Raw genomic sequence first — 13,960 nt, forward strand, 5'->3', positions numbered from 1 at the left:
AGCTATCAGCGCAGTCGCTCGGCCGCATTCCGACTTGGAACACTCCAAAAATGCAACGAACTTCCGTTTGAAACAAACGCAATCGAAAGGCGTACAACTGCCTTCTGGCTTGATCGCGTGAGGCGCCAATGAATCTCTTCAGCTTCGTCGAATGCGCTAGTCAAACGCAATCTCTCAAAGCGCTGTTTGAGCTGCTTGTGAGCTGTGCGAGCGAAGAGGGGTTCACTGAGATCGCTTACGGAGCACTCACTTTCTCGGAGTCGCTCCGTCTACCGGGGTGCCCGCCGCCTCTGGTAGCTATGAAGGCCCCGCCTGATTGGTGCCGGCGCTATTTGGAACGCAAGTACTACACCGTTGACCCGGTGGTCCGGCGGACACCAATGTTTGCGGGGCCGTTTCTATGGGACGAGCTCGCCAAAGCATATCAACTGCAGGCATGCGAACAACGTGTACTACAGGAGGCCAGAGAGGCTGGCCTGAAGAATGGTGTCGGTGTGCCATTATTCGGGCCATTAGGGCAAATATCGGTGATATCATTCGCTTCCTGTTTTGATGATGCCGATCCTCAGGCGAATGTGAGGCGCCTTAAGGCGCTGGCTTGGCACTTTCATATTGCGTTTGCGGAGATCGCGAAGCCCTCAGACTGCGCCTCAAACGGAAAGATCAATCTATCCGAGCGCGAAAAGGATTGCTTGCGATGGGTCGCGGAAGGCAAATCGTCCTGGGAAATCGGGAAGATACTGAACGTGAGCGAGAATACGGTGAATTTTCATGTTAAGAATGCAATGCGAAAGCTTGGCACGGCGAGCCGGACTCATGGTCTTGTAAAGGCAATTCGTCTTGGGCTTATTGAATTTACGGAGCCCGCGTTGACGAAGCCGATGGTAGCCTAACTGGTGTCGCGTTCGCTCGCAGGACGCCGCCACAAACGTGGCAAGCCGATTTCTGCGAGCGAACGAGCAGTGCGCTCTCGGGGCGCTCCAATGCTGTGCTGGTTGCGATGAATCCCCTGACGCGACTTCTTAGTTACTTCGACTGATGAGTGCTGCTACTCAATGAGCCCTCGTAAGCTGACGAGTTGTGCCGGTAGAAATCTAGCGCGCCGGACAAGATCACGTGCTGGAAGACATGGGTTGAATGGTCTTTCGAGGCTTTTGCGTGGAGGAGCGACAGCGACGTATAAAAGCCATGTGATACAGATCGCTCGATATTCCGGACTTGCGGGAGAGCCGCCGGTCCTCCAGGCCACGGAGGCGCCCTGAAAAAAGTGCTAAACCTTGCCGCGGTTCTGCCGAACCACGTGTCAGCGACTCCCATAGGGAGGTAGAGGGAATGCATGCCGAGCGCGACTCGGCGGAACGTATCGTCCGCAATGAATATTGTTGGCGATGAACCTCTAGCTTTGCGATCGTCAGGTGTGCAAAATGGGTCACGACGTGAGATTTCCCCGAGACTGTGCGGGTCGATGATGCTGCGAGGGGATGGCCGCGAGCTCGATCCAAGAGTCGCGAGCGATCAGCGTCATTCACGTGCTCTTCGCACTCATCGAGCGCGGGTACATAATGCAGGTCACACATCCGCGCCCTTTGTAGATCATCTCGGGTAGGCGGTGTAGGCGTGTCTCGTGGGCATATTGGGAATGCCCTCAGCTGTGTCCGTGAGCCGAAAGCCAAAGCATCGGGGTTGAGGTTATCAAGTTAGAAAAAGCCGCCAGCTGTGACGTGCGGACCCATTTTAAGGTCGCTGGATTCACGAAGTTTAAGCTTTGGCAGAGTGCGATAGTAACACGCCTCGAGCATAGTTGTTGATGGACGCTATCGTGCCCTGCTCACTCGGTGCCCTCACATCCAGGCAAACGCATCCTTCGACTGTCTGAATGAAAATGAAATGCCTTTAAGCTAAGCATCAGCTTTTGAAGACAAGAGGCGCTCCGATGATTGGGCGCTCCTAAAATTAGCTCAAGAAAGAGCCCCGGCTAAAGGCCGGAGCTCTCGATCGCCCTTTGGAGGTGAGGAGATCGCTACTTGAGAACTAAGGGCCAGCCAAACTTGTAATTGACTCGCGCGGTCACGAGATCGAAATCTTGGTGGATGCGATCGTTCCTAAGGGTGCCACCGCCGGCGGCGGTGAAGTTCACGTCGCTAGTCGGCATAAACACATGGTCGTACTCGAGGCCAGCTGACCAATTCGGCGTCAAGTTGACCTCGAATCCGGCACCAACGACGCCGCCCCAACGTGTCGTGTCCGCGCTCCCAAGTTGCGTGCCTGAAGCAACGGAGTTGACCTGGTAGCTGCTGCTCACGATCGCGGTGCCACCTTTGGCGTAAAGCAGTACGTTGCTGACGGCATACCCGATCTGGCCAGTGACCAAGCCGAACGCGTCGATCCTTGTCTGGTTCCTGTCGGCTGGGAAAGCAGTGCTGATATTGGAGCCGTTGAAATCGGCCCAGTTGCCCTGGCCCTCGACGCCGAGCACTGTCTGGCCGATCTGCCAGCGATGGCCGATCTGGCCACCCACCGTGCCGCCGCTTGCGTCGTGGGAGCCCTCAGGATTCGTGCCGGCAAAATCCCATGAATTGTGGCTCGACCCCCATCCGCCGTTGACGCCGGCATAGAAGCCGCTCCAGTCGTAGAACGCGACCACGACCGGTGCGGGTGGCGCCTTGGTGTAGACGGGCTGTGCAGCGAGATCCGCGGCGAATGCAGGCGCCGCAGCGGTGAGTGCGACGATGCTCGTAGTCATAAGCAACAAGTTTTTCATTTCGAGCTTCATTTCCTTTAGCGGCCCCCGGCCGGGCGCGTCATAACAGCGCCAACGCAAATTGCTGTAACTGCTGCGCAACATTCACCTTGGAAGAATCGGCTTGATTCTGACGCTGCGAGAGGTTGTACGCTTGAACGTTGCTGACAATGAACGCATTGGCTGTATTTGATGCGTACGGAAATTCTGACAATGGAGTAGGTGGCCGTATGTCGAAGCTCGTTGACGAAGGCTGACGGCCCGGATGCTTTCGCTGATGGACGACGACTGGAGTACGGTACCAGCGCATTTGCCCGAGCAGCGTCAAATGTGCGTTCGTTGAAGCTGTCGTGTCCATCTTGCGAGAGAATGAGGGCGTAGAAATGCCGCTGCGTTGGCAAACCGGTGGTCCATGGAGAGTGGTCCGCTATCCACACGGCTTCGCAGGCACCGAGATTGCCGCGCGCTGAAACAATTTGCGACATTGAAGGAGCTAGCTCGACGATGCTTTGCTACATGCGCAGCAGCGAATGTCAGGGTGCAGAGGGACAGTGGGTCTTCGGCTACTGCAGCACAGCGATGCCTGAGGTGGATTGTGGTCCGCTAGCAGGTCGCCTAATCTTACTGCGTCACAAAAGAAGGCGCTGTTTGATCGGGCGAATGCAACAGGGACAGCGTGAGAGGGTGCGGACGATGGCAACGATCAGTCTTCGCCGCATCGTCGCAATCGAGTTCGGGATGTGACGTTCGGGTCGCAGCAGCGGAGCCTCTGGGTCGGTAACCGTTGGAAACCGCAAGTCTCTTGAACGGCCTGGTGGAACGAGATCCCGAGGGGGGAATCGTCTCCCTCTCGGAGACCAGGAATCCGTAGGCTGCGATGCACAGCGTAGCGTGGTGGTGGAAGCCACGCCAACCTCGCCCTTCGAAATGCCCGAGCCCGACCTCTTGTTTGAGATCCTGATAATCGCGCTCGATGCGCCAGCGCAGCTTGGTTAGATCGACTAGCCTTCCAAAAGTGATCGTTTCCGGCAACGTTGAAAGCCAGTATTTGGTCGGCTCGTCCTCACCTTCTGGCCATTCGATCAAAAGCCATTCTTCCGGTCGGCTTTCGGTGAGTTGGTAATCTCGATGCGCGACGCAAACGCGCGCGCGAGCGAAGCGCGACGATAGCCGCTCGGCCGCGCCCTCTCGCCACTTGATCGTGCGCCAGACCCGCTTAGGAAGGCAAAGAGCAAGCTCCTTGACCGAAATCGGTTGATGCTTGTGGTCGCGGCGCAGCAGCTTTGGTGGTCGCCCTTTGCCCGACCATTTTTTCGGCGGTAGCGGCGCCGTGTCGGATGTCCACACCGTGGTGTTTGGCAAGATACCAGCCACATAGGTCAACGCCAACGCGCTGATGCTGGTCCGCAGGTCCGTGTTGCAGCCATATCCGGCATCCATCAGCACCACGCCGCGAGGAAGCCCGGTTCTGCAGGCTGCTTCGATCTGTTCAAGCGCGATCTCTGGCTTGGTCTTAAAGCTGATCTCCTTGGGCACGCCCGCTTTGCGCCGACGTTTCTTATCTGCCGCCCATTCCTGCGGCAGATAGAGACGATACATCGCCGGCAGACTGGCGTGGTGATTGGCAAGCGACAGGGATACCGCGACTTGGCAGTTATCCTGCTTGCCGAGCTGCCCGCAATATTGACGCGCCACACCGACCGAGTGCGCTCCCTTCTTGGGAAAACCGGTGTCATCGATGATCCACGCTTCGATCGGTCCATGGCGCTCTATCGCCGGCAGTACCATCTCACCCACTTTGGCCAAAACACCCTCGTCAGACCAAGGCGATTGGCCGACGAAGTGCAGCAGCGACTGATGCTGCGCCGCCGTCCGATCAGGTGCCGTTACCGCTGCCATAGGCTCAACGCTTTTACGCTCCCCCGGCATGATTAAGCCGATGCAATAATCAAACAACGGCTGGGCCCGGTCCGCATGTCCGATCACACTCACAAGTTTCTCGACAAAAGCCGAAAATCGCGATTCACTGCCGCCTGATGTCCGGAGATCCATATCAGCCCCCGTTGCCGATGCCTGAATCTCAACAGGTAACTGATTCTCTTAGATCAAGTTGCGCAATGACGTGGTTTCGAAGGTCTCCGATAGCGTCAAGAACGGATTGTGTATTCGGGAAGAGATAGGCGCCGCTTGGTTGGCGATCAATGAGCAAACGCTTACTTCGGATCTGTACATAGAGCCAGTTCACCGGAATCTCGAGCCTTCGTGCCAGTTCGGGCGGGCTGAGGAGTGAGTCGTCATGCTCCCATCGGCTGCGCTGGGTAGCTACCTTGATGGCAGCAGCACGACGGAGCCGCCCAACGGTGATGGGCAGCACCTTATCGGCGCAACGGGGAGAGCGGTGGCCTTCTTGGGTAAGGATTGCGGCGATCTCGTCGTCTGGGACGCCGTCGCGGGCGAGCGCCAGCGAGCTCCCGCATCTCTGTGCCTCGCGTCAATCTGGTGACGGAGTTGACGCTCATCTTCACCTCGAGCTCCGTCACGGCGCCTCCCCGCCAGACGATCCTGGCCAGGGCCAAGTCGTGCTCACCACGGTCGAGCACGACCTTTTCGATGAGGCATCGCAACAAAGCCTTGCGATGCGCGTCCGAGATAGTCTCGTCACCCCATATCTGCGGGAGGCGGCCGGTGAGGCTGATGACCTTGTCGTTGAGCTCCTTGCTTATCGCTACTTGCGTGATGGCTTTGGACGGCGTCTGTCGGGCAAGCGCTTCCTCGGCGGCGCGCAAGTCGTTTAGCGCCGCTTCCCATCGGCGCTCGAGTTCCGAGGCGACCAGCCGATTATCTGGATCAGCTCGGTTGAACTGCCGTTCGGCAAGCGCCGCCGCGTACCGCTTGCGCTCGAGCTCTCGTTCTGCGCTGGAGCGTAACGCATTGTTCATCTGCTGCTGGACCCGGCGGGAACGCGACAAGGCATCGAGTTCGGCCGGCGCTAGTGCGGTCAGGAATGCATCGCCAACGGCTGCATCGATATGGGCGGCGCGGATGTGTTGGCAGGTTGGCTGACCTCCCTGGGTACGCAGGTGGTTGCATATATACTCGCCGCCGCCCTTATAGCGGACGTACATCTTATGGCCGCATCGTGCGCACCAGGCGATGCCGTGGAGCAGAAGCTCGCCATTGCGAGGCGCGCCTCGGGTTTTGATGCGCATGTATTCGGCTCGGTTATCTCTGATGACGGCCCGGATTTTTTCATAAATTGGCCAGTCGATATAGGCTGGATATCGATCCTTGACGACGATCCGCCACTCCTCCATCGGCCGCGGAGCCTTTTGTGGCAGGGCGCCCTCCCGCTTCGGCGGCTGGAAGCGGGTTCGTCCATAGACGAAGGCGCCCGCGTAGGCGGGGTTCTTCAAGATGGCCGCTACAGCAGCCAGCGTTGCGCGCGTCCAGCACAAATCACCATACCGATCACGACGCGGCGGTTCCAGGTCACGCTCGTTTAACGCTCGCATGACCTTGGCAACGCTGCGCAGCTGCAGGAACAACTGGAAGACGAGACCGAGCCGCCCTTGCACGGCCATGTCGGGATCCTTAACGACCACTCCGCTCGGGTCCCGCATCAGTCCGACTGGAAGCATAACCGTAAGTTCGCGGCGTTCGGCTTTAGCCAGCAGGCCGGCGGTCAGCCGGCTGCGGATCGTATGTAGCTCAAGCTCGGAGATCGAACCCTGCAGCCCGAGAAGCAACCGTCCGTTGGGAGTGCCCGGATCATAGACACCATCGCGGTCGGCTATCAGGCAGCCACGTAGACCACAGATATCCAGGAGCGGATACCAGTCGGTACAATTGCGCGCCAAGCGGGTCACGTCGGTCGACAGGATAAGTCCCGCTTCGCTCAGGCCAACACGGCCAACGAGTTCCTTGAAGCCGTTACGCTGTGCTATAGACGCGCCGCTCAACCCGAGATCGGCGTCAATCACGTCGATGGCCGCCTCACGCCATCCGAGTTCGCGGGCGCGCTGGCGAAGCGCATATTGAAGGCGCAGGCATTCCTGATTGCTTACGACCTGGTGGGGCGTCGACTGCCGGATGTAGACTACGGCTTTGCGCGCCAAGTGGCTTGATGTGACCAACTCGGACTTCATGAGGGATCTCCGCCAAAATCGCGGCGACGTCTTCGACGATCTGGCGTCGGAGCGCGGGCGTCAGCGTCGACCAAAGATCGGCTGGATCCATGCTCATGTGCGTCGGGACAATCCGCTGTCGACAGAAGCTCGAGTAGAGCCTCCATACTTAGCTTAATCTGATTTGTTTCTTGTTCATAATATTCGATTGCGCTTGCCTGAATCAGGAGACTGCTTTCTGTCCGAAACTCAACTTCATACGAAGCGGGAATGCGCCCTCGCTGGCCGATCTTCCTGATCACTCGATATGAGCGGCCCCACAAAGGATGGTGGGGGTCCCGAACCTCGACCAACTCCGGAAATGATTCGTCAGACTCACTATTGGGGACATTCCTCAATCCCCTCGCTGTCCGGGATCGATTGGCGCAACCCACAAGAAACCTATCGTCCGACGCGGGTCGGATAGTCGTTTTACGGTTTGAATCTGCTGCTTGATCTGATTCAATGGCTTCATGATATCGAAGCCGGACGATCTTCCATCGGACCTTGTCAGTGCTCTGGCGGCGCTGCAGGCCGCGCGTGAGGCGCGGCTGCGAGCCGAGGCGGTGGCTGCCAGTGCGCGGGCGGAGCTGACGGACAACGAGGCGCTGATCGCGCATCTCGAGCTGCGGATCGAGAAGCTCAAACGCGAACTGTACGGGCAGCGCTCCGAGCGCACGGCACGGCTGCTCGAGCAGCTGGAGTTGGAGCTCGAAGAACTCGTCACGACGGCGAGCGAGGATGAGCTTGCCGCGCAGGCCGCAGCGGCGAAGACGCAGAACGTCCGCCCCTTCATGCGCAAACGGCCGGTGCGCAAGCCATGGTCGGATGACATCGAACGCGAGCGCGTCGTCATTGAGGCTCCAACGGCCTGTGTCTGCTGCGGTGGATCGCGGCTGGCGAAGATCGGTGAGGATGTGACCAAGACGCTGGAGGAGATCCCGCGCCGGTTCAAGCTGATCGAGACGGTACGCGAGAAGTTCACCTGCCGCGATTGCGAGAAGATCAGCCAGCCGCCCGCGCCGTTCCATGCCACGCCCCGCGGATTCATCGGTCCACAATTGCTGGCGACGATCCTGTTCGACAAGTTCGGCATGCATATCCCGCTCAACCGCCAGAGTGCGCGCTTCAAGTGCGAGGGGATCGACCTACCGTTGTCGACGCTGGCCGACCAGGTCGGCCACGGGACCTTCGCCGTTATGCCGCTCTTCCACTTGATCGAACGCCATGTGCTCGCTGCCGAGCGCCTTCATGGCGATGACACCACCATCCGTATCCTGGCCAAGGGCAAGTGCACGACCGGGCGGATCTGGACTTATGTGCGGGATTATGCACACCCCGTGATTATGCGCAGCTCGCAGGAGCGGGAGCCTATATCCATCGGATTCTCGGACGACTTCCGGCTAACGAACTGCGCATAATTTCGGTGTTTCCTATCGAGCCTAATCAGCTCGATAGGAGATCAGCATGCAAAAAACGATTGCCCTACAGCCACGGCCTCGTGCTTGGCTGGAGGGGAGTATTCTTCAGCCCTATGTTTCGCGCCTCTTTTGAAAACCGAGTGGGTGCAGTGACGGCTTTGGCCGCTTGACGACGAGCGCCGCGTTCATCCCTATGTTCGACCGGATGAGAGACCATCCCTCCGTCCCGACCTGCCTTGCCCGGTGCAAGGGGGCGTTCGGCGGTCAAGGATGGCCGCAGGCCACCGCACCGCGGCGCGAAGCGTCCTTGAGGGCCGACCGCCCCCTTGCGATGCTGGGTGCAGGTGGGGCTCTGGGAGGCGTGTGGGACGGTGCAAAATCAGCTCTTCGAATCGGCGCTTGGGATTACCAAGCCGTGGTACGTTCGGGGCGTCGACTTCGACGCTGCCAAGAAGGTTCTGACGATCACTGTCGATTTCGTCGCCGGGACGCGATTTGCGGTCGCCGGTGTCGCGGGCGTCCACCCGGTTCATGACACCCAGATCAAGCGGCTGCGACATCTCAACTTCTTCCAGCACGAATGCTTCCTGGAGGTTCGGACGCCGCGGGTGAAGCTGCCCGATGGGAAGGTCGTCCTGGCCGAGCCCGCTTGGTTCGGCAAGCTCGCCGGCTTCACCCTGCTGTTCGAAGCGCTGGTGCTGGCCATGGCCCAGCAGATGACCTTTGCGGCCGTCGCCAAGCTGGTCGACGAATCCTGGCATCGGGTCCACGCGATCTGCTCGCGCTATGTCAATCTCGCCTTGGCCGAGGCGGACCTTTCGGCAGTGACCGCCGTGGCGATCGACGAGACGTCCTGCCGGCGCGGCCACAATTATCTGACCATCACCGCCGACACCGATGAGCGGAAGGTAGTGTTCGTCACCGAGGGCAAGGACGCCAAGACGGTGGCCGATTTCGCCGCCGATCTGGCCGCCCACAAAGGTACCGCCGAGCAGGTCCGTTTGGTCAGCATCGACATGTCGCCGGCCTTCATCAAGGGCGTCGCAGATCATCTGCCCAACGCCCGCATCACCTTCGACAAGTTCCATGTCGTCGCCCACGCTTCCACTGCCGTCGACAAGATGCGGCGCCTCGAACAGCGCACAGATCCAAGCCTCAAAGGGCTGCGCTGGACGTTGCTCAAGGACCGCGGCCGGCTGTCGGACGAAAGTCGCGCCGATCTCGACACCTTGATTGCTCAGGCCGCGACCAAACGCACGGCGCGTGCCTGGCTCTATCGCGAGCATCTGCGCGACATCCTCGATCGCAAGCAGATCAACGTCGTCTCCGCCATGCTCAAACAGTGGTGCACCAACGTCCTGCGCTCCAGGGTCGAGCCGATGAAGGAGGTCGCCAGAATGATCCGCAAGCACTTCGACGGCATCGTCGCCTGGACGCAAACCCGCCAGACCAACGGCTACATCGAAGCCCTCAACGGCCTATTCCAGGCGGCTAAACGCAAGGCCCGCGGCTATACCCGTTTCACAACGATGCGCACCGTCCTCTTCCTCATCGCCGGAAAACTCGACTTCACTCCGATCAACCCCCATGCCGCGTAGCCCACTCAAAGTTCAAAAGAGCCTGTTTCGCAATACGAGGAACACCTCCAGCGAAGGCGATATGCGCCGAACACTCAGCGTGCCTACCTGCGCTGCGTCGCGCACTTCGCCCATTGGCTGACTCAGGAGCGGCACGACCTGGCAGCTATCGGCCAGGGCGCCGTTGTGCGTTTTCTCTCGGAACACCTGCCGGCGTGTACTTGCCCCGACCCAGTCCGCCGTTTTCGTCATGAGTTGCAAGCGGCGCTGGGCCATCTTCTAGAGGTACTCGAAGCCGGGGGCGTGCCGCTGCAGTATCCGGCCCGCAATTCCGCTATCGAACAGGAGTTGACGCGCTTCGATACCCATATGCGCGACGTCTGGGGTTTGGCGGAGAGCACCCGTCGGCGGCGTTGCAGAGTGGTCGGGGAGTTTCTTGTCGAGCATTTCGGCGAGCGGCCCATCTCCATGACGACAGTCAAGGCCACATCCATCCGCCGCTTCATCCTTGGCGAACAGGGGCGAGGCGCCGCCGCCGTCGCCGCAATCGGCGTCACCATTGCCTGTTATCTCCGTTTTCGGAGCATATCCGGCGACCGGGTGAACGAACTGAAGGCCGCAATTCCCCGAGTCGCACGCTGGCGGTTGGCCTCTTTGCCAGAGGTGCTGACCGACACCGAGATCGACGAACTGCTGAGTTCGTTTGATCAATCGTTCCCGTCGCGCCTGAGAGCTTATGCGATGGTGCGGTGCCTGATTGATCTCGGCCTGCGATCCGGCGAAGTCGTCAAGTTGCAGCTTGACGACATCAACTGGGCCGACGGCACGATCAACCTTGTCGGCACCAAGAGCCGACGGGCTGATGCTCTGCCCCTGCCGGCCGCAACGGGAGCGGCGATTGCAGCTTATCTGCGCGAAGAGCGGCCCGCGACGTCGAACCGAGCCATATTTGTTCGCCACGTCGCACCCTACGATGAACCGATCACGACCACGAGCGTCAAACGCGCAGTGCTGGCCGGCTACCGAAGATGTGGATGGACGCGAACCGGTGTCCATATCCTCCGCCACAGCGCGGCCAGTCGACTTCTGCGCGCCGGCGCGCAGATGAAGGAGATTGCGGACATCTTGCGGCATCGAAGCCTCGACACGTCCGCCATCTATGCCAAGGTCGATCTGACCAACCTTGCCGCCGTGGCTTTGCCCTGGCCAGGGAGCGCGCAATGACCGGCGCGCGTACAATGCTCTCGCTGGCTAAGGACTATTTGTCCGAGCGCCGCGCCCTCGGTTTCAAGCTCAGGATGGAGGGCCATTACATCACCGCCTTCGCCCTGTTCGCAGACCAACACGGTCATCGGGGCCCACTCACCAACGGTATCGTCCTGAACTGGGTACGGGGGCAGGCCAAACAGGCCAGCCCGTTCTCCTGGGCTCGGCGCCTCGAGGTCCTTCGCCCGTTCGCGAGGTATCTGACGCGGCTCGATCCCGACACCGAGTTTCCCCAGACCGCGATCTTTGGTCGTTCACACCGCCGCCTCGCGCCGCACATCTACTCAGAGCAGGAGGTCTGCGACCTTATTGCTGCCGCTTCGCGGCTGGCCCCCAAGGGCGGATTGCGTCCGGCGACCTATGCGACACTCTTCGGGCTGATCGCCGCTACGGGGCTGCGCCGATCGGAAGCACTCGACCTACACTGCGGCGATGTCGATCTCGCCGGAGCGGTCCTTACGGTTCGGAACACGAAGTTCCGCAAGTCCAGGCATGTGCCCATACACGCCACCGTCGTCGCCGCGCTGCGGCGCTATCTGGAGGTTCGGGCGCGTCATGGTGCGCTCTCCAAGGACTCACCGCTGTTCCTGTCCTCAACGGGCGGTTTCATCGCGAAGCGGAGGATCAACAAGGTTTTCCAGAAGCTTCGCACCGACCTCGGTTGGATCGCGCGGGGCGGCCATGGCGAGGTGCGCATCCATGACCTGCGCCACACCTTCATCTGCCGCCGCGTTCAGCTCTGGCACGAGCATGACGCCGATATCGACAACGCTATGGCGGCTCTCTCGACCTACGTCGGCCATGCCAAGATCTCCGATACCTATTGGTACCTGACCGGCGTCCCAGAGCTCATGGCGGTCTCCGGCAAACGTTTCGAGCTTTTCGCAGCAAATGTCGGAGGGGGGCATCATGTCTGATCCAAACCCGACACCGTCCTTCCCCATCCTGCTTCAACGCTTTTTTGTCGAGCATCTGGGCAATCAGCGAGCCGTCAGCCCTCGCACCATCGCCGCCTACCGGGACACATTCCGATTGTTGCTTGGCTTCGCCGCGGCGCAGATCCGCAAGGAGCCTACCCAGCTGGTCCTGGCTGACCTCGATGCGCAGTTGATCTTGGACTTTCTCGACCATCTAGAGAAGGAGCGGAGTAACGGTGCGCGCACGCGCAACGCCCGCCTGGCGGCGCTTCGCTCCTTCCTGAAGTATGTCGCCCACTATGACCTGACCGCGCTCCTCGTCATCGAACAGGTGCTGGCCATTCCGATGAAACGGTTCGACCGGCCGGTTCTGGGATTTCTCTCACGCGAGGAGATGCAAGCGATCCTTGACGCGCCAGATACGCAGACTTGGGCTGGTGAGCGAGATCGCGCACTGTTCAGCCTGATGTACAACACCGGCGCCCGCGTGTCCGAAGCCCTCGGCCTGCGCGTCGGCGATGTCGTCGTTGACGGCACAGCGGTTGCGCACCTGCATGGCAAGGGGCGCAAAGACCGCAGTGTGCCACTCTGGCGTACGACCGCAAAGATGATCCGCAATTGGAAGCGCCGTTTGAACGGAACGGGCGAGCAGGACTTCCTGTTTCCGAATCGGGGCGGAGGGTGCATGGCGCGTTCAAACGTCACCCAACGCCTTGCACTTGCGGTATCAGCCGCCGCAGAACGTTATCCGCAACTCGCGCGCCGCTCGATATCGCCTCACACCATCCGCCACACTACGGCGATGCATCTCCTGCAGTCCGGCGTCGATATCAGCGTCATCGCCCTATGGCTCGGTCATGAGAGCTCCGCCACGACACACATGTACCTTCAGGCAGACCTCGCGATGAAGGAGCGCACGCTCAGCCGACTGCAGCCCATGACAGCCAGTCAAGGCCGGTATCGGCCGCCGGACAAGCTCATGCAGTTCCTGATGAGCCTTTGAAATTATGCGCAATTCGCTAGCCGGAAGTCGTCCGAGAATCCGATGGATATAGGCTCCCGCTCCTGCGAGCTGCGCATAATCACGGGGTGTGCATAATAGAGAGCGTTTTTAGATTGGCGGCGCGTTACCGAAGCTTCAAAGTGCGCCGCTGTGAGTGCGCCGGTAATCTAAAGACGTGTTGGACGAAGCCGCCTAGCGCGACGGGATCGCGCAGCCGTTCCAATGACGAAAAGAATCGCAACTCGCCGGCATCAAATGCCCTTTGCAGACCTTCGAGGAACAGCCGCCGGAAGAGTCGGGAGAGCACGGCGACTGGTAGGAAGAAGCCGGGACGGCACGCGATCCAGCGGCTCCCGTCCGGCGACAGCCCACCGCCGGGCACGACGCAGTGGAGATGGGGATGATGACTGAGATTCTGCCCCCAGGTGTGAAGCACAGCGAAAAACCCGATCTCCGCGCCGAGATGTCGCCGATCGGCAGCGATGGTGCGCAACGTCTCGGCGGCTGCGTGGAACAGAATCTTGTAGACCGTGCTGGCATTCTGGAAGGCAATCGCGGCGATCTCATCGGGAATGGTGAAGACGACATGGAAATACTGCGTATCGAGAAGCTCTTCCCGCCGAGCTTCGATCCATTCTGCTCGGGCGAGCCACTGGCACTTGGGGCAACTGCGGGAACGGCAGCTGTTGTAAGCGATCCGTCGTTCGCCACAGCGGTCGCACTGTTCGACATGGCCGCCGAGCGCCGACGTTCGGCAGCGCTCGATGGCAGTCATTGCGGAGCGTTGTTCGGTCGATAGCGAGGCCCAGTGCTGCTCTCGCCAGGCAGCACCGTAGCGACGGAAGATGCCACCTCCGGACCTGAGCGGCTCAT

The 13,960-nt window shown here is 60.1% G+C and carries 9 protein-coding genes and 2 pseudogenes; 7 read left to right on the forward strand and 4 right to left on the reverse strand.

The features are described 5' to 3' along the window. Nucleotides 1-128: 128 nt before the first annotated feature. Nucleotides 129-893, forward strand: a complete 765-nt coding sequence (locus NLM31_RS07425) for a LuxR family transcriptional regulator (RefSeq protein ID WP_254191894.1) — start codon at nt 129-131, stop codon at nt 891-893. A 1,127-nt stretch (nt 894-2,020) separates the two neighbouring features. Here NLM31_RS07425 and NLM31_RS07430 read toward each other — a convergent pair. From NLM31_RS07430 to NLM31_RS07440, 3 genes are all read right to left on the reverse strand, one after another. After that, on the reverse strand, nt 2,021-2,761 hold the full coding sequence (locus NLM31_RS07430; RefSeq protein ID WP_254196147.1) for an outer membrane protein: 741 nt from the start codon (nt 2,759-2,761) through the stop codon (nt 2,021-2,023). 600 nt (nt 2,762-3,361) lie between these two features. Continuing rightward, nucleotides 3,362-4,792 (reverse strand): IS701 family transposase, encoded by a 1,431-nt coding sequence (locus NLM31_RS07435; protein ID WP_254128465.1) that lies wholly within the window; start codon nt 4,790-4,792, stop codon nt 3,362-3,364. A gap of 323 nt (nt 4,793-5,115) precedes the next feature. Further along, nucleotides 5,116-6,885, reverse strand: coding sequence for a recombinase family protein (locus NLM31_RS07440; RefSeq protein ID WP_254191895.1), 1,770 nt, complete (start codon nt 6,883-6,885; stop codon nt 5,116-5,118). A 491-nt stretch (nt 6,886-7,376) separates the two neighbouring features. Here NLM31_RS07440 and NLM31_RS07445 point away from each other — a divergent pair, with 491 nt between their 5' ends. The 6 genes and pseudogenes from NLM31_RS07445 (at nt 7,377) to NLM31_RS07465 (ending at nt 13,087) form a co-directional block, all read left to right on the forward strand. After that, nucleotides 7,377-8,324: a transposase gene (locus tag NLM31_RS07445; protein WP_256561119.1), complete on the forward strand. Its 948-nt coding sequence runs from the start codon at nt 7,377-7,379 to the stop codon at nt 8,322-8,324. A 371-nt stretch (nt 8,325-8,695) separates the two neighbouring features. Next, entirely contained in the window at nt 8,696-9,922 is a 1,227-nt protein-coding gene (locus NLM31_RS07450; RefSeq protein ID WP_254127840.1) for an ISL3 family transposase, read from the forward strand. 39 nt (nt 9,923-9,961) lie between these two features. Further along, nucleotides 9,962-10,093: pseudogene (locus NLM31_RS42965) on the forward strand (site-specific integrase); the annotation flags it as partial. A gap of 177 nt (nt 10,094-10,270) precedes the next feature. Further along, entirely contained in the window at nt 10,271-11,125 is an 855-nt protein-coding gene (locus NLM31_RS07455) for a tyrosine-type recombinase/integrase (protein WP_375167538.1), read from the forward strand. Next, entirely contained in the window at nt 11,122-12,084 is a 963-nt protein-coding gene (locus tag NLM31_RS07460; RefSeq protein ID WP_254191897.1) for a tyrosine-type recombinase/integrase, read from the forward strand. The genes NLM31_RS07455 and NLM31_RS07460 overlap by 4 nt, the downstream gene beginning before the upstream one ends. After that, on the forward strand, nt 12,077-13,087 hold the full coding sequence (locus tag NLM31_RS07465; RefSeq protein ID WP_254191898.1) for a tyrosine-type recombinase/integrase: 1,011 nt from the start codon (nt 12,077-12,079) through the stop codon (nt 13,085-13,087). The genes NLM31_RS07460 and NLM31_RS07465 overlap by 8 nt, the downstream gene beginning before the upstream one ends. Nucleotides 13,088-13,253: 166 nt before the next feature. Here the strand turns inward: NLM31_RS07465 and NLM31_RS07470 are convergent. Next, a pseudogene (locus NLM31_RS07470) lies at nt 13,254-13,934 on the reverse strand (transposase zinc-binding domain-containing protein); the annotation flags it as partial. Between the last annotated feature and the right edge of the window lie 26 nt (nt 13,935-13,960).

Origin of the sequence: Bradyrhizobium sp. CCGUVB4N, from assembly GCF_024199945.1 — a bacterium.
In the GTDB taxonomy this organism is placed as follows: domain Bacteria; phylum Pseudomonadota; class Alphaproteobacteria; order Rhizobiales; family Xanthobacteraceae; genus Bradyrhizobium.